Below are 22,138 nucleotides of genomic sequence, written 5' to 3'. Positions count from 1 at the left end.
TATGCCAAGACCCGGACGCCCGACGACGGAGCGCGCCAAGGATTTCAAGGGCACGCTGCGCCAGCTGCTGGCCGCCATGAGCAGGTATAAGCTGCCGCTCATCGTGGTCGTTGTATTTGCAATTCTTTCGACGATTTTCAACATTGCAGGCCCCAAGATTCTGGCCAAAGCCACCACAGCGCTGGCCACCGGCTGGATCGCCAAGCTGCGCGGGGTCGGCAGCATCGACTTTGCCTACATCGGGCGGGTGCTGCTCTTTCTTGCGGGGATGTATCTGTTCTCCGCCGCGTTCAGCTTTCTGCAGGGCTGGCTGATGACCGGCCTGTCCCAGAAGGTCTGCTACGACTTCCGCGACCAGATCAACAAAAAGATCAACCGCCTGCCGCTGGCCTACTTTGAAAAGCGCACCGTCGGCGAGGTGCTGTCCCGCATCACGAACGATGTCGATACGCTCGGCCAGAGCCTGAACCAGAGCATCACCCAGCTGATCACCAGCGTTACCACGATGATCGGCGTGCTGGTCATGATGCTCTCGATCAGCCCCAAAATGACGCTGATTGCACTGCTGATCCTGCCGGTATCGCTGGCGCTGGTGCTGGTGGTCGTCAAATTCAGCCAGAAGTACTTCAAGGCCCAGCAGGCCACCCTCGGCGTGGTCAACGGTCAGGTCGAGGAGGTCTACGCCGGGCACAATGTCATCAAGGCGTTCAACCGCGAGGCCGCTGTTCTGGACGACTTCAACACCGCAAATGACAAGCTGTACGAATCCGCGTGGAAATCCCAGTTTTTGTCGGGCCTGATGCAGCCCATCATGAGCTTTGTAGGCAATTTGGGCTATGTGGCGGTCGCCATTGTGGGCAGCATCTTTGCCGCAGCGGGCACCATCACGATCGGCGACATTCAGGCTTTCATTCAGTATGTCCGCAACTTTACCCAGCCCATCCAGCAGCTCTCGCAGGTGTCGAACATGCTGCAGAGCATGGCCGCCGCAGCGGAGCGCGTCTTTGAGTTCCTGAACGAGGACGAGGAGGACCAGCTGGCCGACCCTGCCCGCCGCGCCGACCCCGCCAGCATTGACGGACAGGTCACCTTCGACCATGTGCGGTTCGGCTACACACCGGACAAAACGGTCATCCACAACTTCAGCTGCAATGTCAAGCCCGGGCAGAAGGTTGCCATCGTTGGCCCCACCGGCGCCGGCAAGACCACGATGGTCAAGCTGCTGATGCGGTTCTACGATGTGGACGCCGGTGTCATCACCCTCAACGGCCACAATGTCCGGGACTTTGACCGCAGCGCCCTGCGCGAGGGCTTCGGCATGGTTTTGCAGGATACATGGCTCTTCAAGGGCACCATCATGGAGAATATCCGCTACGGTCGGCTGGATGCCACCGATGAGGAGGTCATTGCCGCCGCCAAGGCCGCGAATGCCGACCACTTTATCCGCACATTGCCCGGCGGCTATCAGATGGAGCTGAATGAGGATGCCTCCAATGTCAGTCAGGGACAGAAGCAGCTTTTGACGATTGCGCGCACGATTCTGGCGGACAACCGCATCCTGATACTGGATGAGGCCACCTCCAGCGTGGACACCCGCACCGAGCAGCGCATCCAGACTGCAATGGACCGCCTGATGGAGGGCCGCACCAGCTTTGTCATTGCCCACCGCCTTTCGACCATCCGCGATGCGGATCTGATCCTCGTCATGCGGGACGGCGACATTATCGAGCAGGGCACCCATGACGAGCTGATTGAAGCCGGCGGCTTCTACGCCGATTTGTACAACAGCCAGTTTGAGGATGTGACGGCTTGACAAATTGACGCAGATTGGTTCTATCGCAAGTCAAGAAATTAGCGCAACATTCAAACAGCATATTTGCGATATGCAATTCAACGCTGTTGCTGTTGCATTAAAAAGTTGAATTGCTATGGCAATACCGCATAATTCTAAGTGCCGATACGGCGAGCGAGGTGCGGCAGCTGCTAAGCCAAAAGCGCAGATAATACTTTGTGTATTATCGAGCATTTTGGCAACGCAGATGCCGTGCCGCAGCCGCCGGAGCGGTGCTTAAGCCGTAAGGCGGGAATTATGCGGTGTTGCCCTATAGTTGTAAACAAAGGCGGAACTCTTGCCAAACGGGTTCTGCCTTTTTATAATGGAAATAGAAAACGGCCCCGCAGCGGGGCCGGGAAAGAAGGAACATTTATGAAATTGCCGGAAAAGAAACAGCGCTGGGTCCTGCATGAGGACACTCTGCCGCAGCCCGCAGGCGCGGGCGTCACCCGCCGGGTGCTGGCCTATACAGACGGCCTGATGTGCGTGGAGAACACCTTTGAAAAGGGTGCGGTCGGCGCACTGCACCACCACCCCCACACCCAGATCACCTATGTGGTCTCCGGTGCCTTCGAGTTCACGGTGGACGGTGTGACCCGTACCGTCCACAAGGGCGACACCATCCTCAAGGAGGACGGCGTGGAGCATGGCTGCGTCTGCACCGAAGCGGGCATCCTGCTGGATATCTTCACCCCCATGCGGGAGGATTTTGTCAAGTGAAACGCTTTGGGATTTTTGTGACCGCGTAATCTACGTGTTCGCTTTCTGTATCCTGTTGATTATTCTTGTGGGTAATGCGGCGGTTACAGCGCATGCTTTCCCCGCGGGGGAAGCTGTCCGCGAAGCGGACTGATGAAGGCAAAGCTCCCGCAGCCACCCATTTATGAGCAGTATCCGCAGGGTCGCCCTCATCCGGCCCTACGGGCCACCTTCCCCCGCGGGGGAAGGCTTTTCTTTTATTGACACCCCTGCTATAATAGTAACCAAAGGGGGCTTTATCCATGGATTACACGCAACTTACCGCGCAGGCACGGCAGGCCACGGAAGAACTGCTCGAAGCTGCGCACCTTGAAACAGGGGATATTTTTGTGGTCGGCTGCTCCAGCAGTGAGATCATGGGCGGGCATATCGGCCATGACTCCAGCATGGAGGCCGCGGCCGCCGTGCTGGCGGGCGTGCTGCCGCCGCTGCAGGAGCAGGGCGTCTATCTAGCCGCCCAGTGCTGTGAGCATCTGAACCGTTCTATCGTCCTTGAGCGCGAGGCTGCCAAGGCCTACGGCTGCCAGATCGTTGCGGCCATTCCGCAGCCCCATGCGGGCGGCAGCTGGGCCACAAGCTGCTGGCGTGCCTTTAAGGACCCTGTCCTTGTCGAAGAGGTCCGCGCCGCTGCTGGTATGGACATCGGCGGCACGCTCATCGGTATGCATCTGCGCCGGGTGGCCGTGCCGGTGCGCCTGTCGCTGGATCATATCGGGCAGGCGATCCTGCTCTGCGCCCGCACCCGCCCGCCGTTCATCGGCGGTGCGCGCGCCGTCTACAGTCAGGAGGAAGTACGATGATCCCGCAAGCACAAAAGCAGCAGATGGCCGAAGCCGTTGCCCATATCCGCGAGACAATGGCTGCGGCCGCCAGAGCTGCCGGCCGCGACCCGGCGCAGATAAAGCTCTGCGCCGCCTGCAAGACCCGCACGGTCGAGGAGGTGCGCTGCAGCGCCGACCTGCCCATTGACCTTTTCGGTGAAAACCATGTGCAGGAGCTGGTTGAGAAAACCGATGCCGGTGCCTACAACGGCAAGCCGGGGCATTTTATCGGCCATCTGCAGACCAACAAGGTCAACAAGGTCGTGGGCCGCGCCGCCCTGATCCAAAGCGTGGACAGCACGCGGCTGTTGGACAAGATCGACACCGCTGCCGCCCGTCTGGGGCTGGTGCAGGACATCCTTGTGGAGATCAACATCGGTGAGGAAACAAGCAAGAGCGGCGTGGACGCCGACAGCCTGTTCCCCCTGCTGGAGGCCGCTGCCGCTAAACAGAATCTGCGGCTGCGCGGGCTGATGGCGATCCCGCCTGCAGATGCCGATGACAACGAGACCCGCCGCTTTTTTGCACGGATGCGCGAGCTGCTGGCCAAGGCTGATGCGCAGCACTATGACCGCGCACAGATGGACATCCTCTCGATGGGGATGAGCCACGATTACGCCGCCGCCATTGCCGAGGGTGCCACCATTGTCCGTGTGGGCACCGCCATCTACGGCGCGCGGGATTACAGCAAAAAGGCATAAGGCAACACCGCATAATTCCCGCCTTACGGCTTAAGCACCGCTCCGGCGGCTGCGGCACGGCATCTGCGTTGCCAAAATGCTCGATAAGACATCCAGTATTATCTGCGCTTTTGGCTTATCAGCTGCCGCACCTCGCTCGCCGTATCGGCACTTAGAATTATGCGGTATTGCCATAACTGCCGCACAAAACGATTCGGATTTTGCGGAGGGCTTCTCATGTGGTTCGTCTTTGCACTGCTGAGTGCTGTCTTTGCGGCGCTCACATCCATACTGGCTAAAATCGGCATCGAGGGGGTTGCCTCCAATCTGGCAACGGCCATCCGCACAGTGGTAGTCCTTGTCATGTCGTGGGGCATGGTGTTTCTCACTAACACACAGGGCGGCATTACCGGGATCAGCCGTAAAAGCTGGCTGTTTCTGATCCTCTCGGGCCTTGCGACCGGTGCCTCGTGGCTGTGCTACTACCGCGCGCTCCAGATTGGGGACGCCTCCAAGGTCGTGCCGATTGACAAGCTGAGCGTTGTCATCACGCTGGTGCTGGCCTTCGTCTTTCTGCATGAGCAGTTCACCGTCAAATCGCTGCTGGGTTGCGCACTCATCGGCGCAGGCACGCTGCTGATGGTTTTGTGAGCCTGCAAACGGCAGCCGGTTTGCGGATTACGCCTTGCAAACTGTCGCTCTGCCTGTTACAATATACCCATACCACTTAGTAAGGAGCGATCACCCATGAACTGGCAGCAGGCGTGTGAACTGCCCTATTACGGCGGCAGCGACCTCGGTGCAAATCCTGCGGCGGAGGAAACTGTTTTCAAGCTGTGGGCACCCACGGCCTGCGGGGTTGTAGTCTGCCTGTATGCAACCGGCACCGATGCCGAGCCCGGCGCCGGAGAGCGCGGCGTGCATGAGCTGCACCGCGAGGCCGACGGCGTGTGGGCCATCACCCCTGCCGGGCAACCTGCACGGGACCTACTATCTCTACCGCGTCTACTTCCCGGACGGCCGCATGCAGGAGGTCGTGGATCCCTACGCGCGCAGCACCGGTGCCAACGGTCAGCGCGGCATGGTGCTGGATCTGACCCGGGCCGCCCCCGAGGGCTGGGACGCAGACGCGCGCCCCGTCATACCGCCCCACGCCCGCAGCGTGTGGGAGGTGCATGTGGCAGACTTCTCCGCCGATGCGCGCAGCGGTGTGCGCCCCGAATGGCGCGGGAAATTCATGGGCTTTACCCAGCCCGACACCACGCTGGACGGTGACGGCGCGCATCCGACCTGCCTGAACTACCTGAAGGGGCTGGGCGTCAGCCATGTGCAGCTGCAGCCGATCTTTGACTACGCCACCGTGGACGAAACTCGCCCTGACGGCGGCTATAACTGGGGCTATGACCCCCAAAACTACAATGTGCCGGAGGGCAGCTTTGCCACAGATCCGTTCCACGGCGAGGTTCGCGTGCGCGAGTGCCGCGCCATGGTGGCAGCCCTGCACCGCGCGGGGCTGGGCGTTATCATGGATGTGGTCTACAACCACACCTATTACAGTGAAAGCTGCCTTGAGCGGACAGTCCCCGGCTACTGGAACCGCCGCTGGCCCAACGACAGCATGACCAATGGGCTCCGGCTGCGGCTGCGACCTTGCCAGCGAGCGCCCCATGGTGCGCAAATTCATCGTGGATTCGGTGCTGTACTGGGCCAAAACCTACCACATCGACGGCTTCCGCTTTGATCTGATGGCGCTGGAGGATGTGGACACGATGAACGCGATCCGCGCCGCGCTCGACAGCCTGCCCGGCGGCGAAAGCATCCTGATGTACGGCGAGCCATGGATGGGCGGCGGTACGAATCTGGAGTGCGGCGCACGCCCTGCCGATAAGCGCGCGCTCGATGTACTGAGCGACAGGATCGGCTTTTTCTGTGATGATACGCGCGATTGTATCAAGGGCAATGTCTTTGATGCCGCCAACGCCGGCTATGTCAACGGTGCGCCCCAGCACGGCTATGATGTCATCCACTCGATCAGTGCATGGCGCAATGGTGCGCACGGCTTTTGGCCCCGGCGCGCCGGGCAGGTGGTGCAGTATGTCTCCGCCCACGACAACTATACCCTGTGGGACAAGCTGGCCGCCGTGGCCCGCCGCGGGGATTATGACTGGCCCGATGCCGACCTGCTGGCGCAGAACCGCATGACGGCAGGCATCTACCTGACCTGTCAGGGGCTGCCCTTTATGCAGGCGGGCGAGGAATGGGGCCGTACCAAGTATGGCGACCACAACAGCTACAAGGGCCCTCTCAGCACAAACCGGCTTGACTGGGCCCGCGCCCACCGCCCGGAGTTTGCTGCGCTGACGGCCTTTTACCGCGGTATGCTGGCCATCCGCCGCGCCTACCCGCGCCTGAGCGGCGCGGCAGGGGAGCCGGAGCCGTTCCTGCTCGCGCTGCCGGGGTGGCTCATCGGCTTTGTGCCGGAGCATGACGGCACTGCCGCCAAGGGGCAGCTGGCTGTCTATTACAACCCCGAGCGCACCCGCCAGTGGGCCAGTCTGCCCACCGGCACATGGCGCAAGCTCAGTGACGGTGTCCATGCGGACGCCGCACCGTTCGGCCCATGCTTCCGCGATGCTCTTGAACTGGCCCCGACCAGCGTGACGGTGCTGGTGGCAGAATAACAATTTACAGTCTGACGGGAGAGGAATGACCTCTCCCGTTTTTTGTATCCCGGTAGGGGCGGGGCATGCCCCGCCCTCAACCATCCCGTAAATGTCCGTTTTCCATTACGCCGAGGGCCGGGCATGCCCGGCCCCTACCGTGTGGTTTGTTCACAAATTATCCATTTGACAGATTGTTCGATTTTCCGTATAATTATTCTTATACGATTTGTAAAGAATCCTGCATCTGCTACGATTTGTTTACCCACCGCGGACAAAAAAGAAAAGGGAGGCCATCAACCATGAGCGATTACGCAGCCATCGAAAAGGAAGCCCGCATCTTTACCGAGGAATGTGTCACCAACAACCGCATTGACCCGGAGCTTTTTGCCCAGTACGATATAAAACGCGGTCTGCGCGATAAAAACGGCAAGGGCGTACTGGCGGGTATCACCAACATCTCCCGCATTGATGCCTTTGAGGAGCGGGACGGCCAAAAGATTCCCTGCGAGGGCAAGCTTTGGTATCGTGGCTACAATGTCTACGACCTGATCCGCGGCCTGCGCGGCAAGCGCTACGCCTTCGAGGGTGCGGCCTACCTGCTTTTGCTGGGTGACCTGCCCGATGCTGCGCAGCTGGAAAGCTTTAACAGCTGCCTGACCAAATGCCGTGCCCTGCCCACAAACTTTGTGCGCGATGTCATTATGAAGGCCCCCAGCCATGACCTGATGAACTCGCTGACCCGCAGTGTGCTGACGCTGGCCAGCTATGACGATGACATCGGCAAGACTGACCTGCAGACCCAGCTTGAGCAGTGCATCAAGCTCATCAGCGTATTCCCGATGCTGGCGGTCTACGGCTATCACGCCTACAATTATTATGAGTGCGGCGGCAGCATGTACATCCACCGCCCGGACCCGAGCCTTTCCACGGCGGAAAACCTGCTGAAGATGCTGCGCCCCGACCAGAAATATACCGATCTGGAGGCGCATGTCCTCGATATAGCGCTGCTTTTGCACATGGAGCATGGCGGCGGCAACAACTCCACCTTCACGACCCGCGTTGTCACCTCGTCCGGGTCGGACACCTACTCGGTCGTTGCGGCGGCGCTGTCCAGCCTCAAGGGCCCCAAGCACGGCGGCGCCAATATCAAGGTCATGCAGATGATGGATGACATCCGCACCCATGTCACTGACCCGCTCGATGAGGATGCCATGTCCGATTACCTCGGCCGCATCGTGGACCGGCAGGCCTTTGACCAGAAGGGCCTGATCTACGGCATGGGCCATGCGGTCTACTCACTGAGCGACCCGCGCGCGGTCGTGTTCAAGAGCTTTGTCCACCAGCTGGCCGATGCCAAGGGCCGCAGCCGCGATTTTGAGTATTACAACACGATCGAGCGGCTGGCTCCCAAGGTCATTGCCGAGAAACGCCACATTTACAAGGGCGTTTCCACCAATGTAGACTTCTATTCCGGCTTTGTGTATGACATGCTGGGCATCCCGGTCGAGCTGTACACCCCTATCTTTGCGATTGCGCGCATCGTGGGCTGGTCTGCCCACCGGATGGAGGAGCTTGTCAATGTGGACAAGATCATCCGCCCCGCCTACCAGAGCATCATGCAAACAAGGGAGTATGTGCCGCTGGAGGAAAGATAAAAGAGAAAAAAGAGAGAAGAATTTTCGCACAGGGCGAAGGTTCTTCTCTCTTTTTATTGCCTGCTTTAAAGCCTCCCTTGAGGGGAGCTTTTTAAGAGAATCCGTCCAAAACCACCTTCAGTTCTGCCCAGATGTTCTCCTGCGAGGCACTGTAACAAAGGCTATCCGTATAGGGGCGGCAATAGACTTGGTACAAAATGCCGTCCTGCGCAAAGTAGGCTCTGGACTGGATGTAGGGCCTCGAGTTCGGGTTGCTTGTACAGTGGGGGATCAGCGCGGTGTTGCCGTTGGCCATGGGGTAGCTTTCACATTGCCACGTTAACCCGGCACTTTTTTGCCAATACAAATCCGTTGCCATCTCCTTGGGCGCATTCCCAAGATAGGCAACTGCCATGATTTCCACATTGTAGCCATCCAAAAGCACACCCGTGCGTAGGTAGAGCTTGTCCGGTGTATCGCCGCGCCCGATGGGGATAAATCCGGCGGGATATTCCTGAAATTTCGGCGTATAGGGCATGCCATCGTCATATTCATCCGGTATGTCGATCATGCCGGACGGATACATGGCAATCGACGGGAAAGTGCTTGTATCTCCCTCATCCAGTAGCGTGTTCTGCGCCAGCGGCAGACCAGTCGCGGTAGTCATTTCCACCCAGCTGTCGTACCCGCGTGCAGCCCGGGCGTACCAAACGGCGTAGTCCGCGTCGGTGGGGTGCAGCTGGCCGTTTATTTTGGCGTTCATCGGCAGCCAGCCATCGTCTGACATCTCCCCATTATGGTTTGCCACCATTCCCGCCAGCAAATCCTCATCCAGCGCAAAAATACTGCCGCTCATACGTGATGGCGTACCCGGTGTTGGCCTCCGGCGCAAAGGACGGGCGCGGGTTTTCGCGCAGGTTCGTGAACTCTGCCGTGCCTGCCAGCACTCCGGCGGCAATCAGCAGCGGCGCGGCCAGGCAGATTGCCAGCTTCCAGCGCGGGTGCCGTGCGGGGGGCGCGTCGGGCAGGTGCTCAGCCACGGCGGGCCATAGGTCAACGCCTGCCGGGTGCAGGCCGCCTGTCAGCTTTTCGTGCAAATACGCTTCTTCGCGGTCATACTTCATAGTGCTCCCCCTCCTTCAATCGCTGCGCCAGCTGCTTTTTGGCGCGGTGGTAGCGTGTGCGCAGATAGGCGGCGGGCCGTCCGTGAATGCACGCCAGTGCGGCGTAATCCAGCCCGTCCAGCACACGCTCTAAGATCAGGGCCCGATCCAGCGGGGCCAGCGTGTTCAGCGCCGCGCGCAGCTCTTCGCTGATGCCGGGGTCCTGCTTCAACGGCTCCGGGGTGGGGTAGGCCGCCGCGCGTTTGATTGCCCGCAGCATGTCAAGCGAGGTGCGGTAGGCGATGCGGTAGAGCCACGCGCGCTCGTTGTCGGTGCCGTCATGGCGCAGCGTGTGGCGCTGCTGCCACGCCTTGATGAAGGTTTTCTGCACAGCATCCTGTGCGTCGGCCTCGCACCCCAGCAGGCCAGTGCAGTACCGCAGCAGTGCAGCGGTATGGGCATGTACGAGCTTTTCTAAATCCTGTTCGTTTTGCATCGGCTCGCCTCCTTTCACCCTTATAACGCCTACGGGAGCGGGAATGTGTCACAAATCAAGCATTTTCTTGGCTCCCTCTGGCGCAAGCGCCACCTCCCCCGTATCGGGGGAGTCTGTCTCGCAGAGGGCGGCAAGAAAAAAGAGCCCCGCGGGGCTCTTTTTTTACATCAATGCGCTAAGACGGCATTTTTTATTTTCTTGTACACCGCATCTGCCGCCAGCGGCAGGGCCAGACCGGCAGCCGTGTAGGCCAGCCACCAGACACCGCCGGTAAAATAGACGGGGAAAGCCGCCAGCAGGTAACTCTCCCCGCCTGTAGCCAGCAGGCCCAGCCATGTCACAAGCTTGAAGCTCAAAAAATGCAGGATCACAATCGGCATCGTGGCGCGGCCCAGATAGCCAAGCACGGCGCTGACGCGGGGCAGGGGGGCCGTCAGGCAGGCGGCGCTGCGCACCAGCACCCAGCCAGCCATGCTGGCCAACAGCAAAAACGCCGGGTTGGTATAGCCGTTGCCCGCCAGCCCGACCGAGCCGAGCCGCCGCAGCACCAGCAGCAGAACAAAGGCCGCTGCGCCAGCAGCCGCCCGGTACAGCGGGCGCACCTCCGACCGCGCAGTGCGGCGCAGCACCGTGCCAAGGTAGAACATCCAGTAGCAGCTGGCCGCAATACCCAGCCCCCAGACATTCCAGCCGACCTGATTACAGTGCCAGCCGACCCAGAGCAGCACGCCGGAAAGCAGCCCCTGCGCAATCAGCGTATCGCCGCCATGCAGCAGCTTTTGCAGCAAAACCTCCATGACAGCGTACAATAGTGAGATTTGGAACAGCGCCTGTATGAACCACATCGCGCCGCCCAGCTGGGTACCGCCGTCAAACACGCACCAGTGTACCGTGCGGCCGATGATGTCCTTGATGCTCACCGGTGCTGTGACACTGTTGCCCGGGATCTCCGCGATCCGCGCATCCGCCGTCAGGATGTTCAGCCGCAGAAAAAGGTTATTGCAGACCGTAAATACCGTGTTGGCCGCCACAAAGGGCAGCCAGAGGGTCACCAGCTTGCGCCTGACAAAATGTACCAGCCCGCCGCGCAGGCTGAAAAACCACCCGCTGAGCATAAAAAACAGCGCCATGTGGAATAAATAAATATAATCCGTGCCCGGAAACCCGGAATGTCCCAGCACCATAAGCACAATGCCGATGCCGCGCATACTATCTAGTACAGGGTCGCGCTGCTTTGCCATAAGTTACAACCTCGCTTTTACAAAAATACCGCCCACGGTCGGGCGGCAAGGGTCACTGCGCGTTTTTGGCACGGCATTTGGGGCAGATATACCGGATCGTCAGCGTGTAGCCGCGGACCTCGGTGCCGATGGCGGCCTCAATATCGCGGATCAGCCCCACGACCGGCAGGTCTGCCAGCTCGCCGCAGCTCTCACACAGCAGGTGGCCGTGGGGGCTGGGGTTGGCATCGTAGCGGTCGGGGCCGTCGGGCATTTCCAGATGGCCGATCTCGCCGTCCAGCTCCATCAATTTCAGGTTGCGGTACACAGTGCCGCGCGCAATGTGCGGCATGGCCTGCCGCGCATGGCAGAAGATTTCGTCAGCGGTCAGATGTTCCGGGCATTTTTCGCGCATGATACCCAAAATCAGGGCGCGTTGGCGGGTCATGGGCAGACCTCCTTACCAAATTTAAGATTAACTCTTATTTAGATACTACACCATAACCGCAGCTTTGTCAACCGTCTGTTGTGTGCGGACAGCGTCGTTTCCTGCCTGCTGTACCGGTCGGGTGCAGTGCCGTGCCGCAGCAGCCACATATCAAGACTGATTCTTATTTAACGAGGAGGTATCCCTATGGAACTGAGAGGCAGCAAGACCGAGAAAAACCTGTGGGAGGCATTTGCAGGCGAGAGTCAGGCCCGCAACAAATACACGCTCTTTGCCGCCAAGGCGCGGCAGGACGGCTACGAACAGATCGGTGCAATCTTTGATGACACCGCCGACAATGAGCGTGCGCACGCCAAGATCTGGTTTGAGCTGTTGATGGAGAACGGCGAGATCCCCGACACGCTGACCTGCCTGAAGATGGCCGCCGCGGGCGAGAACGAGGAGCACACCTCGATGTACCCGCGCATGGCCGCCGAGGCAAAGGAGGAGGGCTTTACCCAGATCGCCGCCCTGTTCAAGAAGGTTGCCGCTATCGAAAAAGATCATGAAGAGCGCTACAAGGCTCTCGCCGTCAACATTGAGGCCGGTAAGGTCTTTGCGCGCGAGCATGAGCAGGTCTGGCAGTGCCGCAACTGCGGGTTTGTCTATATCGGCCGCCATGCCCCCGCCAAATGCCCCGTCTGCACCCATCCCAGAAGCTATTTTGAACTGAAAAGCAGCAATTATTGATAACGATGGGGCGGCCGCGTGCCGCCCCGTTTTTGTTTACCGTACCTATTTGTAGGGGTCGGCGTCCCCGACGACCCGGCAGTGCGGTAGCGACTATCACGCCTCTACTTTTTTCGAGATTTTGCTTGACATCTGCTCCCTGACATGCTATATTGTCTATGTTAGTTATTGCTAACCTTGCAAATTTTCAATTTGCTCTTATCACCCGCCCTGCGCGGTTCTCTCCCCGTACAGGGCGGTTTTATGGAGCGCTTGGTTAGCAAATACTAACCATCATAACGGTAAGGAGCCATCTCATGCAGGAACGCACCTACGCTACCACCAGTCCGCGCAGCTTCGCCTGTGATCTTGCCACGCTGTGCGCCCCCACGCTGGCAGGGCTCAAGCCCGCCAGCCTCTTTCGTTACCAGCCCGCCCCCGGGCAGGATGCCGCCGCTATGGCGGCCGCATGGCATACGGAGCTGTCCCCCCGCGGAGTCACTGTGCAGGTGCTCAAGCAGTGTCCGCGCACAGGGGCTGTCCTTGTCTATGTCTACCGCCCCGCGCGGGTGGCAAAGCTGTTGGCGGATGACCGCACGCTGGCATTTCTGACAGGGGAGGGCTACACCCCCGGCACAGCGGACGAGCTGCTGGCGCAGCTGGCCGAGCGGCTCTGCTGTGAGCAGGATTTCCCGCATGAGATCGGCGTTTTTCTGGGCTACCCGCTGGCGGATGTCATCGGGTTCATCCAAAACCGCGGCAAAAACTTTACTGCGTGCGGCTACTGGAAGGTCTACACCGACCCGGCCGCTGCGCAGGCGGAGTTTGACCGCTACAAAAAGTGCGAGCGCATCTACGCCCGCTGCTATTACAACGGCACCCCGATCAGCCGGCTGACCGTAGCCGCCTGACGATGCACCACATACTATCTGAAAAGGAGTCCTTTATCATGAGCAAAATTGCAGTTATTTATTGGAGCGGCACCGGCAACACTGAGGCCATGGCAGATCTGGTTGCCAGCGCAGCGGCTGCCGCCGGTGCTTCCGTGGATAAGTTCACTGCGTCCGAGTTCAACACTGCCTCCGCCGGTGATTACACCGGCTTTGCACTGGGCTGCCCCGCCATGGGTGCCGAGCAGCTGGAGGAGAGCGAGTTTGAGCCGATGTATCAGGCGCTGCGCGGTTCGCTGAGCGGCAAGCCCGTTGGGCTGTTCGGCTCCTACGGCTGGGGCGATGGCGAGTGGCTCCGCACCTGGGCCGAGGATGCCGAGGCTGCCGGTGCCCGCATGGTCGTTGAGCCGGTCATGGCCAACGGCTCCCCCGATGGCGATGCCGAGGCCGCCTGCGCTGCCTTGGGTACGGCACTGGCCAACGCCTGATTTTTTACGACATTACCTATCCATCCATAAACGGGAGGGGCAGCGCTGCCCCTCCTCTTTTTGCGCGGTACCCAAAAAGTGCCTGCTTGACAAAGCGGACGGAAGTTAGTATATTCTGATTTGGATTAGAAAAAGCTAACTTGGAGGTTTTACACTATGGCAAACATTATTATCGTTCTGCTCTTAGCGGCTGCAGTCGGCTACGGCATCTACAGCTTTGTACATCATCTGCGCTGCGGCGGGGGCTGCTGCGGTGAGCATGAGGCTGCCGCCAAAAAAATACGGGTGGCCGACCGCAACCGCAGCCACTACCCCCATCGGCTGGTGCTGGGTGTGGACGGCATGACCTGCCAGAACTGCCAGCGCCGTGTTGAAAACGCCCTCAACGCGATGCCCGGTACTTGGGCCGCCGCCGATCTGGCCGCACAGCAGGTGAGCATCCTGACCAAGGAAACGCCCGATGAGGTGGCTATCCGTCAAGCGATCCGCGATGCTGGCTACCTGCCCCTGCGCACGACCGTCAAGCAGTAAAGTGCGCCGCACACTAAAAAATATGCAAAATTGCACGATTTTGGTTAGCAATAACTATCTATTCTTACAAAATGTTATCCTACACTAACTTTGCGGCTTGACATCCGCAGTTAGCGGTGCTAAACTATCCCCGTAAGCGGTTAGAGTGCTCTAACCGCAAGCTTTTAGCCAATGTGTTAGCGTGCGCTAATATGTTGCAGATTTGCCAAAAGAGGAGTGTGTGGAATGCCTTTAACCATGTCCAAAGCAGGCGATACCGTCACCATCCAGAAGATCACCGGCAAGGATGAGGTTCGCCAGCATCTGGCCGAGCTCGGCTTTGTCGTGGGCGAGACCGTTACCATCGTCAGCGAGATCAGCGGCAACCTGATCATTCAGGTCAAAGAGGCCCGCATCGCGCTGGACAAGACGCTGGCCATGCGTATCATTGTCGGCTGATAAAAAGGGAATCTCAGCCAAAAGGCTGTTTGATTTATTGTACCTTAAGAGGAGGAACGAAGTATGAAGACTCTGAAAGATGCACAGGTCGGCGAGACCGTTACCGTTGCCAAGCTGCACGGCGAAGGCCCTGTCAAGCGCCGTATCATGGACATGGGCCTGACCAAGGGCACCAGCGTCTATGTCCGCAAGGTGGCCCCTCTGGGCGACCCGATGGAGCTGACGGTCCGCAACTATGAGCTCAGCGTCCGCAAGGCAGACGCCGAGATGATCGAGGTTGAGTGATTGCATTTTAAGAAAGGGGTATAACCAACATGGCAATTAAAATTGCTCTGGCAGGCAACCCGAACTGCGGTAAAACCACCCTGTTCAACAGCCTGACCGGTTCTAACCAGTATGTCGGCAACTGGCCCGGCGTTACCGTTGAGAAGAAGGAAGGCAAGCTGAAGGGCCACGACGATGTCGTGATTCAGGACCTGCCCGGTATCTACTCGCTGTCTCCCTACACGCTGGAGGAAGTTGTTGCCCGCGGCTACCTCGTCAACGAAAAGCCTGATGCCATCCTCAACATCATTGACGGCACCAACATCGAGCGCAACCTTTATCTGACCACCCAGCTTATTGAGCTGGGCATCCCCGTGGTCATGGCCGTCAACATGATCGACCTCGTCCGCAAGAACGGCGACAAGATCGACCTGAAGAAGCTGTCCAACGAGCTGGGCTGCGAGGCCATCGAGATCTCCGCCCTGAAGAACGAGGGCAGCGACAAGGCCGCCGAGCTGGCCGTTGCCGCCGCCAAGAAGGGCAAGGCAGGCGAGCTGCCCCACGTCTTCACCGGCAGCGTGGAGCATGCCATCGCCCACATCGAGGAGTCCATTCAGGGCAAGGTCGATGACCGCTTCCTGCGCTGGTACGCCGTCAAGCTGTTCGAGCGTGACGACAAGGTGCAGGCTGAGCTGAACCTGAGCAAGGAGCTGCTGGACCACCTCGATGCACATATCGCTGACTGCGAGAAGGAGATGGATGATGACGCCGAGAGCATCATCACCAACCAGCGCTATGCCTACATCAACGGCGTTGTTGACAAGGCCGTCAAAAAGAAGCCCCGCACCGAGAACCTGACCGCCTCCGATAAGATCGACCAGTTCGTCACCAACCGTATTCTGGCGCTGCCGATCTTCGCAGCCATCATGTGGCTGATGTATGCCATCGCAATGGGCACCTCCGTTGCGGACGGCGGCATCGGCATCGGCACCTTTGCCACCGACTGGACCAACGATGTCCTGTTCGGCGAGATCGTCCCCAACGCTCTGGGCGGCCTGCTGGAGAGCATCGGCGTGGCGGACTGGCTGTACGGCCTGATCATGGACGGCATCGTTGCCGGCGTCGGCGCGGTTCTGGGCTTCGTTCCCCAGATGCTCGTTCTGTTCTTCCTGCTGTCCATTCTGGAGGATGTCGGCTATATGGCCCGCGTTGCCTTCATTATGGACCGTATCTTCCGCAAGTTCGGCCTGTCTGGCAAGAGCTTCATCCCCATGCTGGTCGGCACCGGCTGCGGTGTTCCCGGTGTCATGGCCTCCCGTACCATCGAGAATGAGCGCGACCGCCGTATGACGATCATGACCACCTGCTTCATTCCCTGCGGTGCCAAGATGCCCATCATCGGCCTGTTCGCAGGTGCTCTGTTCGGCGGCAGCAGCTGGGTTGCCACCTCCGCTTACTTCATTGGCTTCGCGGCCATCATCATCTCCGGCATTATCCTGAAGAAAACGAAGCTGTTCGCCGGTGATCCTGCTCCGTTCGTTATGGAGCTGCCCGCCTACCATGTGCCCGCATGGGGCAATGTCCTGCGCGCTACTTGGGAGCGCGGCTGGTCCTTCATCAAGCGTGCCGGCACCGTCATTCTGGCCTCCACCATCATCCTGTGGTTCCTGCAGGGCTTCGGCTTCGAGAACGGTGCCTTCACGATGGTCGAGGATCAGGACAACTCCATTCTGGCTATCGTTGCAAGCGCAATTTCTTGGATCTTTATCCCGCAGGGCTTCGGCGATTGGCGCGCAACCGTTGCGTCCATCTCCGGCCTGATTGCCAAGGAGAATGTTGTCGGTACCTTCGGCGTTCTGTATCACTATGCTGACGAGCTGTCTGAGAACGGCGACGAGATCTGGCCCGAGGTTGCTGCCAACTTCACCGCGATCTCCGCTTACAGCTTCATGATCTTCAACCTGCTGTGCGCCCCCTGCTTTGCTGCTATGGGCGCCATCAAGCGCGAGATGAACAACGGCAAGTGGACGGCTATCGCCATCGGCTATATGTGCCTGCTGGCTTACTGCGCTTCTCTGGTCGTCTATCAGATCGGCGGCCTGATCACCGGTGAGGTCGGCTTCAACTTCTTCACCATCGTTGCTGTCGCTATTATCGCCTTCACGATCTACCTGCTGTTCCGCCCCAACAAGTACGAGGGTGTCAACGAGGTTCAGTTCGAGTCCAAGAAGGCTGTTGCTTCCAAGTAATTTGGGGTGTATCATGCTTCCGGAAAGGAGCGGATTTCTATGATGGAATTTTTGGCGACTAACTTCAACCTGCCTACGATCATCGTTTCGATTATCGTCTTCGGCGGTACCGGCTGGCTTATGTACCATGAGCACAAGACCGGTGGCCTTGGCTGCTGCGATGGCTCCTGCGGGGGCGGCGGATGCGGCGGTCACGGCGGCTGCACAGGGAACTGCAAAACCTGCGGTGGCGCCTGCCACAGCAACTAAACACAATAGTGCCTGAAAAGGGGCGCGGGTCCGTTCGTGGCCTGCGCCCCTTTTTGGTGTAAAGGAGAGAGATGCCATGACCCTGACCGATTCCAACCTGCGGTATCTGCTGGCCATCCACCATCTGGCGCAGCAAAACACGGAGGTTTCCCCGCTGGCCCTCGCGCAGGTCATGGGCGTAACCAAGCCCAGCGTGACGAGCATTTTGACCAGCCTGATGAAGCAGGGGGCCGTTGTTCGGCGGCGGTACGGCAAGATCTATATCACCGACCGCGGCGTGCTTTACGCGCGGTATTATGATGCGCTGGTTGAAAAAATATTGCAGCATTTTCCGTTGGCAGACATGGGCTTTAGCCCCGAGGAATGCCGCAGCGCCGCCATCGCCATGGCAGTAGCGCTGCCTGCGAGGGAAATTGATGAGAAGTGCGAGAGCCTGTACGGGGAGGATTGTAGGGAGGGGTCTTGACCCCTCCGCGGGGCGTCGAGGACGCCGCCCCCTACAGTAGGGGAGAGATTTATCCCTCACGGGAGGGTCAAGACCCTCCCCTACAAATCACCCATAAAAATTCCCTTTGCAAATTCTATTGCACACCGCCGCGAATTGTGGTAAAGTTAGACTATATAAAGGTATAGATAAGAGGGGGACTATCATGCAGCTGAATCCGCATTACGCAGAATTGAATGAGAGCTATCTCTTCAGCACCATCGCCCACAAGGTGGCCGACTACCAGAAGGCCCACCCCGATGCCGACATCATCCGTTTGGGCATCGGCGATGTCACGCTGCCGCTGGCCGCATCGGTGACGGAGGCAATGCACCGCGCGGTCGAGGAGCAGGGCCATAAGGATACCTTCCACGGCTACATTCCCAGCGAGCAGGGCTACGAGTTTCTGCGCGATGCCATCCGCAGCTACTATGCTGACCACGGCGTTGCGCTGGATATGTCAGAGATTTTTGTGTCTGACGGTGCCAAGAGCGATCTGGGCAATCTGCTCGACTTGTTCAGTCAGGACAACACGATCCTTGTGCCCGACCCGGTCTACCCGGTCTATGTGGACGACAATGTGATGGCCGGCCGCAAAATACTCTACCTGCCCGCCACGGCGGAGAACCACTTCCTGCCGATGCCGGACGAAGCGCCCCATGCGGATATTGTTTACATCTGCAGCCCCAATAACCCCACCGGCGCAACCTATTCGGTAGAGCAGCTCAAGGCTTGGGTCGCATGGGCCAAGGCCAACGATGCCGTCATCCTGTTTGACGCCGCGTATGAGTGCTTCGTGACCGAAAAGGGTCTGGCCCGCAGCATCTTCGAGGTCGAGGGTGCCAAGGAGGTTGCCATTGAGGTCTGCAGCTTCTCCAAGATCGCGGGCTTTACCGGCACGCGCTGCGGCTACACCATCGTGCCGCAGGCGCTGGCAGGCGGCAAGCTGAACAAGATGTGGCTGCGCCGCCAGACCACCAAATTCAACGGCGTTGCCTATGTTGTGCAGCGCGGTGCCGAGGCCGTCTTTACCGAGGAGGGTATGCGGGAGATCCAGCAGAATCTGGATTACTACCGCACCAATGCCGCCGTCATCGCGTCCGCGCTGGACGAGGCCGGCATCTGGTACTGCGGCGGCAAAAACAGCCCCTACCTCTGGCTGCGCTGCCCCAACGGAATGGGCAGCTGGGAATTCTTTGACTGGCTGCTGGAAAACGCCCATGTTGTCGGTACCCCCGGCGAGGGCTTCGGCCCCTGCGGCAAGGGATATTTCCGCCTGACTGCGTTCGGCGATGCCGCGCGCACCAGGGAGGCTGCCGCGCGCATCAAAGCCGCGCTGGCAAAACTGTGATCAAGGGAGGATGTCTGCCATGAAACCGAATGAAGAGATCCTGGAATTCCTGAAAGAGAATCCCACATTTTACCTTGCCACTGTCGATGGCTATCTGCCCCGCGTGCGTCCCATCGGCTTTGCGATGTGGTACAACGGCCACCTCTGCATTGCACTGGGCAAGCACAAGGCGGCCTACAAGCAGCTTTTGGACAACACAAATCTGGAGATCTGCGCCGCCAACGACCGCGGCGAGTGGCTGCGCGTACAGGGCACAGCCAACTTTGACAACACGCCCGAGGCTCAGGCCGCCGCGTTTCAGGTCATGCCCCAGCTTGCTGACCTGTACAACGAGGAGACCGGCAACAAGCTGGGCATCGTCTATCTGGATCATCTGTCCGCCAAGCTCTTCTCCATGTCCGGCACGGTGAAGGACATTATGAACTACTGATACTTACGTAAAGCCAATGCCCCGGTGTGCGTTTTTGCGTACCGGGGCATTTTTGCGTTGCCGAGAGCGGGCACGGGCGGATATGGAATCCGCCCCTACACCCCCTTAAAAATTGACTTGTAGGGAGGGGTCTTGACCCCTCCGCGGGGCGTCGAGGACGCCGCCCCCTACAAACCGGCAAACAAAAATCCCGGTACGCTCATATCGTGCGTACCGGGAAAAGTATTTAGCTCTTACTGCTCCTGCGCCGCAAACAGCTGCGGAGCGGCCTTGTAGATCAGCACGGCGGCAACAGTCGTCAGGATGGTTTCCGGCAGCATGTAGCTGCCGTTGTAGGTCAGGCTGTACGTCCAAGCGGGCAGACCGTCGCTCAGGTTGCCCCAGATCAGCACGCCGGACAGGAAGCTGCACATAAAGCGGATGAAGCAGACGACCGCCGTGCCGACGGCCACGCCGACGAGGCGATTCTGGAACGGCTTTGCGATGACACAGGCCAGCCCCAGCAGGGTGAAGGCCAGCACATAGTCCAGCAAAATCATGCCCACCAGCGGCAGCAGGCCGGGTGCCGGAGGTGCGTAGAAGCCCAGCAGCATCTGCAGCAGGCTGTTGACAAAGCCGGTGAAAAGGCCCCACTTCACGCCGTGGCGGAAGGAGATCATGATGAACGGCAGCATGCTGAACAGCGTGATGGAGCCGCCGTTGGGCAGCTCATAGATCTTGATGTTGGCCAGCACCGTGCCGAGGGCGATCATCAGGGCGCACTCGACGAGGGTACGGGTCTTGGAATAGGTTTTGGACATGGTATCCACTCCTCAAAAAAATGTAACACAAAACAGAAAAAGCGCCCGCAGGGTATACCTGCAGGCGCAAAAAGTGTTATGACGGGGGTCAAACTTCCTACGCCGGCATTACCCGGATCAGGTTCAAGGCGACCCAAAACTGCGGTTTGTTTTGATCTCAGCCGAGGATGCCCCTCAGCGCCCCTGTTTTAATGTCCATCTTCCATTATACACGCCGCCATGCGTTTGTCAAGCGCCATCCTTCCACACCTTCAGCAAGTATGAGGTGGCGAAAGCCTGACGCAAAAAGAGGACGCCCTCACGAGCGTCCTCTTTTGCTATCTAAACTTACTTGCTGACCTTGATGAGGTCTGCGCCCGGCTCGACATCGCCGGAGGCCACGACCTCGACTGCCTTGAAGTCATCGGTGTTGGTCACGACCGTGATGACCACGGCAGGGTGACCGGCAGCTGCGATCTTGCCCAGATCCATCTCCAGCAGCAGATCGCCCTTCTTTACCTTATCGCCGACCTTGACCTTCGGGCTGAAGCCGTCACCCTTCATCTCAACGGTATCCACGCCGACATGAATCAGGATCTCAACGCCGCCGTCAGCCATAATACCCAGCGCATGGCCGCTGTCGGGGGCCTGGGTGATCTCGCCGCCGGCAGGGGCAAAGACCTTGCCCTCGCTGGGGTTAATGCCGCAGCAGGTGCCCAGAATGCCCTGTGCAAACACCTCATCGGGGATGTTCTCCATCGGCACAAAGGCGCCCTTGGCATCAGCAGCCAGCATCATGGGGAAGGTCGGCTCCGCAGGTGCGGCAGGTGCAGCAGATTTCTTCAGAAAATCAAAAAATCCCATTGTTCATTTTCTCCTTCGTAAGCCCTTTGCGGGCAGTTTCATGGTTCTATTATACCCCCCGCCCCGTCAAAAAGCAAGGCGGGCAGACACTTTTACAGCTGCTCCATCACGGCGCGTATCGCCTGCCAGGTAATGCGAGCAATCTCAGCCGGCGGCGGCTGGAACTGATTTTCCTGCCAGGCCGCAATCGTACCAAAGCAGCCGTTGACCGCAAAGGAAAGCATATATTTCTGATCCTCAGTCCCGCCGGTGGGGGCAAAATTGCCCCAGCAGCGCTCGGCTATGAGCCGCTTTACGCTGGAGGTAAACTCCGACTCCCAGCTTTTGCCGTAGAGAGCGGCGCACAGGTCGGGGTTCTCGGTCAAATAGGTAAACAGCGCCACCAGCGCTGTGGGGACATCCTCCTGCGAGATGCTGGGGATCAGGGTATCCATCAGCTCATTCAGCCGCTTCAGCTGGGCGGCCTCCATCTGGTCCATCAGGGCATAAATATCGGTGTAATGAAAGTAGAATGTGCCGCGGCTGATACCGGCCAGCTCCGTCAATTCACGCACCGTGATCTCACGCAGACTTTTTTGCTGCAGCAGCGTGATCAGCGCCTGATACAGCCGCTGCTTGGTCATGCGCACACTGCGGTTGGCGTCCCCCTTGGCGTTCATTGTATGCACCGCCTTCCTCACGATTTACTACTTTAAGAATAGCCGTTTTTAACACTGATGTCAAGGATTTTTAAACCATTTGTACTAAATTGTCGG

The 22,138-nt window shown here is 59.1% G+C and carries 27 protein-coding genes, 1 pseudogene and 1 riboswitch; of the genes and pseudogenes, 20 read left to right on the top strand and 8 right to left on the bottom strand.

The genetic code is table 11. The features are described 5' to 3' along the window. Nucleotide 1: 1 nt before the first annotated feature. The 9 genes and pseudogenes from OGM67_07205 (at nucleotide 2) to OGM67_07165 (ending at nucleotide 8,412) form a co-directional block, all read left to right on the top strand. Nucleotides 2–1,813, top strand: a complete 1,812-nt coding sequence (locus OGM67_07205) for an ABC transporter ATP-binding protein/permease (protein ID UYJ36088.1) — start codon at nucleotides 2–4, stop codon at nucleotides 1,811–1,813. A 393-nt stretch (nucleotides 1,814–2,206) separates the two neighbouring features. Beyond that, entirely contained in the window at nucleotides 2,207–2,554 is a 348-nt protein-coding gene (locus OGM67_07200; GenBank protein ID UYJ36087.1) for a cupin domain-containing protein, read from the top strand. Between the two features lie 281 nt (nucleotides 2,555–2,835). Then, the gene (locus tag OGM67_07195) at nucleotides 2,836–3,393 is read left to right on the top strand and encodes a TIGR01440 family protein (GenBank protein UYJ36086.1); all 558 of its coding nucleotides are present in this window, start codon (nucleotides 2,836–2,838) and stop codon (nucleotides 3,391–3,393) included. Further along, on the top strand, nucleotides 3,390–4,115 hold the full coding sequence (locus tag OGM67_07190) for a YggS family pyridoxal phosphate-dependent enzyme (GenBank protein ID UYJ36085.1): 726 nt from the start codon (nucleotides 3,390–3,392) through the stop codon (nucleotides 4,113–4,115). Before OGM67_07195 ends, OGM67_07190 begins: the two co-directional genes overlap by 4 nt. 216 nt (nucleotides 4,116–4,331) lie before the next feature. After that, nucleotides 4,332–4,745: an EamA family transporter gene (locus OGM67_07185; protein UYJ36084.1), complete on the top strand. Its 414-nt coding sequence runs from the start codon at nucleotides 4,332–4,334 to the stop codon at nucleotides 4,743–4,745. Nucleotides 4,746–4,841: 96 nt separating this feature from the next. Further along, a pseudogene (locus OGM67_07180) lies at nucleotides 4,842–4,997 on the top strand (hypothetical protein). 19 nt (nucleotides 4,998–5,016) lie between these two features. Beyond that, nucleotides 5,017–5,835 carry an alpha-amylase family glycosyl hydrolase gene (locus OGM67_07175; GenBank protein UYJ36083.1) on the top strand — a complete coding sequence of 273 codons (819 nt, stop codon included), beginning with the start codon at nucleotides 5,017–5,019 and terminating at the stop codon, nucleotides 5,833–5,835. Continuing rightward, nucleotides 5,720–6,775 (top strand): hypothetical protein, encoded by a 1,056-nt coding sequence (locus OGM67_07170; GenBank protein ID UYJ36082.1) that lies wholly within the window; start codon nucleotides 5,720–5,722, stop codon nucleotides 6,773–6,775. The genes OGM67_07175 and OGM67_07170 overlap by 116 nt, the downstream gene beginning before the upstream one ends. A gap of 281 nt (nucleotides 6,776–7,056) precedes the next feature. Then, complete coding sequence (locus tag OGM67_07165) at nucleotides 7,057–8,412, top strand: citrate/2-methylcitrate synthase (GenBank protein UYJ36081.1); 1,356 nt, start codon at nucleotides 7,057–7,059, stop codon at nucleotides 8,410–8,412. Between the two features lie 91 nt (nucleotides 8,413–8,503). On the opposite strand, the gene OGM67_07160 is transcribed toward OGM67_07165, so the two are convergent. The 5 genes from OGM67_07160 to OGM67_07140 form a co-directional block, all read right to left on the bottom strand. Next, on the bottom strand, nucleotides 8,504–9,247 hold the full coding sequence (locus OGM67_07160; protein ID UYJ36080.1) for a hypothetical protein: 744 nt from the start codon (nucleotides 9,245–9,247) through the stop codon (nucleotides 8,504–8,506). Continuing rightward, a complete protein-coding gene (locus OGM67_07155; GenBank protein ID UYJ36079.1) occupies nucleotides 9,219–9,515 on the bottom strand; it encodes a hypothetical protein in 297 nt (98 codons plus the stop codon). The genes OGM67_07160 and OGM67_07155 overlap by 29 nt, the downstream gene beginning before the upstream one ends. Beyond that, nucleotides 9,505–9,990, bottom strand: a complete 486-nt coding sequence (locus OGM67_07150) for an RNA polymerase sigma factor (protein ID UYJ36078.1) — start codon at nucleotides 9,988–9,990, stop codon at nucleotides 9,505–9,507. Before OGM67_07150 ends, OGM67_07155 begins: the two co-directional genes overlap by 11 nt. A 167-nt stretch (nucleotides 9,991–10,157) precedes the next feature. Further along, nucleotides 10,158–11,231 (bottom strand): acyltransferase family protein, encoded by a 1,074-nt coding sequence (locus tag OGM67_07145; protein UYJ36077.1) that lies wholly within the window; start codon nucleotides 11,229–11,231, stop codon nucleotides 10,158–10,160. Between the two features lie 52 nt (nucleotides 11,232–11,283). Then, nucleotides 11,284–11,658 (bottom strand): transcriptional repressor, encoded by a 375-nt coding sequence (locus tag OGM67_07140; GenBank protein UYJ36076.1) that lies wholly within the window; start codon nucleotides 11,656–11,658, stop codon nucleotides 11,284–11,286. 186 nt (nucleotides 11,659–11,844) lie between these two features. Between OGM67_07140 and OGM67_07135 the strand changes: the two genes are divergently transcribed. The 11 genes from OGM67_07135 (at nucleotide 11,845) to OGM67_07085 (ending at nucleotide 19,740) form a co-directional block, all read left to right on the top strand. Further along, entirely contained in the window at nucleotides 11,845–12,387 is a 543-nt protein-coding gene (locus OGM67_07135; protein ID UYJ36075.1) for a rubrerythrin family protein, read from the top strand. A 296-nt stretch (nucleotides 12,388–12,683) separates the two neighbouring features. After that, nucleotides 12,684–13,277 carry a DUF3793 family protein gene (locus OGM67_07130; protein ID UYJ36074.1) on the top strand — a complete coding sequence of 198 codons (594 nt, stop codon included), beginning with the start codon at nucleotides 12,684–12,686 and terminating at the stop codon, nucleotides 13,275–13,277. A gap of 38 nt (nucleotides 13,278–13,315) precedes the next feature. Continuing rightward, entirely contained in the window at nucleotides 13,316–13,744 is a 429-nt protein-coding gene (locus tag OGM67_07125) for a flavodoxin (protein ID UYJ36073.1), read from the top strand. Between the two features lie 156 nt (nucleotides 13,745–13,900). Beyond that, nucleotides 13,901–14,275, top strand: coding sequence for a cation transporter (locus tag OGM67_07120; GenBank protein ID UYJ36072.1), 375 nt, complete (start codon nucleotides 13,901–13,903; stop codon nucleotides 14,273–14,275). A gap of 225 nt (nucleotides 14,276–14,500) precedes the next feature. After that, complete coding sequence (locus tag OGM67_07115) at nucleotides 14,501–14,713, top strand: ferrous iron transport protein A (protein UYJ36071.1); 213 nt, start codon at nucleotides 14,501–14,503, stop codon at nucleotides 14,711–14,713. A gap of 63 nt (nucleotides 14,714–14,776) precedes the next feature. Next, the gene (locus OGM67_07110) at nucleotides 14,777–14,998 is read left to right on the top strand and encodes a ferrous iron transport protein A (protein ID UYJ36070.1); all 222 of its coding nucleotides are present in this window, start codon (nucleotides 14,777–14,779) and stop codon (nucleotides 14,996–14,998) included. A gap of 29 nt (nucleotides 14,999–15,027) precedes the next feature. Next, the gene (gene feoB, locus OGM67_07105; GenBank protein UYJ36069.1) at nucleotides 15,028–17,226 is read left to right on the top strand and encodes a ferrous iron transport protein B; all 2,199 of its coding nucleotides are present in this window, start codon (nucleotides 15,028–15,030) and stop codon (nucleotides 17,224–17,226) included. A 39-nt stretch (nucleotides 17,227–17,265) separates the two neighbouring features. Next, nucleotides 17,266–17,475, top strand: a complete 210-nt coding sequence (locus tag OGM67_07100; GenBank protein ID UYJ36068.1) for a FeoB-associated Cys-rich membrane protein — start codon at nucleotides 17,266–17,268, stop codon at nucleotides 17,473–17,475. Between the two features lie 76 nt (nucleotides 17,476–17,551). Then, nucleotides 17,552–17,941: a helix-turn-helix domain-containing protein gene (locus OGM67_07095; GenBank protein UYJ36067.1), complete on the top strand. Its 390-nt coding sequence runs from the start codon at nucleotides 17,552–17,554 to the stop codon at nucleotides 17,939–17,941. 184 nt (nucleotides 17,942–18,125) lie between these two features. Further along, entirely contained in the window at nucleotides 18,126–19,310 is a 1,185-nt protein-coding gene (locus tag OGM67_07090; GenBank protein ID UYJ36066.1) for an LL-diaminopimelate aminotransferase, read from the top strand. Between the two features lie 19 nt (nucleotides 19,311–19,329). Then, entirely contained in the window at nucleotides 19,330–19,740 is a 411-nt protein-coding gene (locus tag OGM67_07085; GenBank protein UYJ36065.1) for a pyridoxamine 5'-phosphate oxidase family protein, read from the top strand. Nucleotides 19,741–19,973: 233 nt separating this feature from the next. Here OGM67_07085 and thiT read toward each other — a convergent pair whose 3' ends face one another. From thiT to OGM67_07070, 3 genes are all read right to left on the bottom strand, one after another. Continuing rightward, nucleotides 19,974–20,540 (bottom strand): energy-coupled thiamine transporter ThiT, encoded by a 567-nt coding sequence (thiT, locus tag OGM67_07080; GenBank protein UYJ36064.1) that lies wholly within the window; start codon nucleotides 20,538–20,540, stop codon nucleotides 19,974–19,976. 77 nt (nucleotides 20,541–20,617) lie between these two features. Then, nucleotides 20,618–20,735: riboswitch (TPP riboswitch) on the bottom strand. Between the two features lie 132 nt (nucleotides 20,736–20,867). Next, entirely contained in the window at nucleotides 20,868–21,383 is a 516-nt protein-coding gene (locus tag OGM67_07075) for a glucose PTS transporter subunit IIA (GenBank protein ID UYJ36063.1), read from the bottom strand. Nucleotides 21,384–21,475: 92 nt separating this feature from the next. Then, nucleotides 21,476–22,042 (bottom strand): TetR/AcrR family transcriptional regulator, encoded by a 567-nt coding sequence (locus OGM67_07070; protein ID UYJ36062.1) that lies wholly within the window; start codon nucleotides 22,040–22,042, stop codon nucleotides 21,476–21,478. Between the last annotated feature and the right edge of the window lie 96 nt (nucleotides 22,043–22,138).

The organism is Oscillospiraceae bacterium, assembly GCA_025757985.1.
Lineage (GTDB): Bacteria > Bacillota > Clostridia > Oscillospirales > Ruminococcaceae > Gemmiger.
Note: the sequence above shows the minus strand (reverse complement) of the source record. Positions and strands in the feature narration are given on the sequence as shown.

What these genes read in the sequence shown, in the direction of transcription:
- OGM67_07115 (UYJ36071.1), top strand. Translation starts at nt 14,501, where the DNA reads ATGCCTTTAACCATGTCCAAAGCAGGCGATACCGTCACCATCCAGAAG.
- OGM67_07155 (UYJ36079.1), bottom strand. Translation starts at nt 9,515, where the DNA reads ATGAAGTATGACCGCGAAGAAGCGTATTTGCACGAAAAGCTGACAGGC.
- OGM67_07100 (UYJ36068.1), top strand. Translation starts at nt 17,266, where the DNA reads ATGATGGAATTTTTGGCGACTAACTTCAACCTGCCTACGATCATCGTT.
- OGM67_07130 (UYJ36074.1), top strand. Translation starts at nt 12,684, where the DNA reads ATGCAGGAACGCACCTACGCTACCACCAGTCCGCGCAGCTTCGCCTGT.
- OGM67_07090 (UYJ36066.1), top strand. Translation starts at nt 18,126, where the DNA reads ATGCAGCTGAATCCGCATTACGCAGAATTGAATGAGAGCTATCTCTTC.
- OGM67_07165 (UYJ36081.1), top strand. Translation starts at nt 7,057, where the DNA reads ATGAGCGATTACGCAGCCATCGAAAAGGAAGCCCGCATCTTTACCGAG.
- thiT (UYJ36064.1), bottom strand. Translation starts at nt 20,540, where the DNA reads ATGTCCAAAACCTATTCCAAGACCCGTACCCTCGTCGAGTGCGCCCTG.
- OGM67_07135 (UYJ36075.1), top strand. Translation starts at nt 11,845, where the DNA reads ATGGAACTGAGAGGCAGCAAGACCGAGAAAAACCTGTGGGAGGCATTT.
- OGM67_07095 (UYJ36067.1), top strand. Translation starts at nt 17,552, where the DNA reads ATGACCCTGACCGATTCCAACCTGCGGTATCTGCTGGCCATCCACCAT.
- OGM67_07185 (UYJ36084.1), top strand. Translation starts at nt 4,332, where the DNA reads ATGTGGTTCGTCTTTGCACTGCTGAGTGCTGTCTTTGCGGCGCTCACA.
- OGM67_07120 (UYJ36072.1), top strand. Translation starts at nt 13,901, where the DNA reads ATGGCAAACATTATTATCGTTCTGCTCTTAGCGGCTGCAGTCGGCTAC.
- OGM67_07110 (UYJ36070.1), top strand. Translation starts at nt 14,777, where the DNA reads ATGAAGACTCTGAAAGATGCACAGGTCGGCGAGACCGTTACCGTTGCC.
- OGM67_07170 (UYJ36082.1), top strand. Translation starts at nt 5,720, where the DNA reads ATGGGCTCCGGCTGCGGCTGCGACCTTGCCAGCGAGCGCCCCATGGTG.
- OGM67_07195 (UYJ36086.1), top strand. Translation starts at nt 2,836, where the DNA reads ATGGATTACACGCAACTTACCGCGCAGGCACGGCAGGCCACGGAAGAA.
- OGM67_07200 (UYJ36087.1), top strand. Translation starts at nt 2,207, where the DNA reads ATGAAATTGCCGGAAAAGAAACAGCGCTGGGTCCTGCATGAGGACACT.
- OGM67_07070 (UYJ36062.1), bottom strand. Translation starts at nt 22,042, where the DNA reads ATGAACGCCAAGGGGGACGCCAACCGCAGTGTGCGCATGACCAAGCAG.
- OGM67_07205 (UYJ36088.1), top strand. Translation starts at nt 2, where the DNA reads ATGCCAAGACCCGGACGCCCGACGACGGAGCGCGCCAAGGATTTCAAG.
- OGM67_07145 (UYJ36077.1), bottom strand. Translation starts at nt 11,231, where the DNA reads ATGGCAAAGCAGCGCGACCCTGTACTAGATAGTATGCGCGGCATCGGC.
- OGM67_07140 (UYJ36076.1), bottom strand. Translation starts at nt 11,658, where the DNA reads ATGACCCGCCAACGCGCCCTGATTTTGGGTATCATGCGCGAAAAATGC.
- feoB (UYJ36069.1), top strand. Translation starts at nt 15,028, where the DNA reads ATGGCAATTAAAATTGCTCTGGCAGGCAACCCGAACTGCGGTAAAACC.
- OGM67_07085 (UYJ36065.1), top strand. Translation starts at nt 19,330, where the DNA reads ATGAAACCGAATGAAGAGATCCTGGAATTCCTGAAAGAGAATCCCACA.
- OGM67_07160 (UYJ36080.1), bottom strand. Translation starts at nt 9,247, where the DNA reads ATGAGCGGCAGTATTTTTGCGCTGGATGAGGATTTGCTGGCGGGAATG.
- OGM67_07075 (UYJ36063.1), bottom strand. Translation starts at nt 21,383, where the DNA reads ATGGGATTTTTTGATTTTCTGAAGAAATCTGCTGCACCTGCCGCACCT.
- OGM67_07190 (UYJ36085.1), top strand. Translation starts at nt 3,390, where the DNA reads ATGATCCCGCAAGCACAAAAGCAGCAGATGGCCGAAGCCGTTGCCCAT.
- OGM67_07125 (UYJ36073.1), top strand. Translation starts at nt 13,316, where the DNA reads ATGAGCAAAATTGCAGTTATTTATTGGAGCGGCACCGGCAACACTGAG.
- OGM67_07150 (UYJ36078.1), bottom strand. Translation starts at nt 9,990, where the DNA reads ATGCAAAACGAACAGGATTTAGAAAAGCTCGTACATGCCCATACCGCT.
- OGM67_07175 (UYJ36083.1), top strand. Translation starts at nt 5,017, where the DNA reads ATGAGCTGCACCGCGAGGCCGACGGCGTGTGGGCCATCACCCCTGCCG.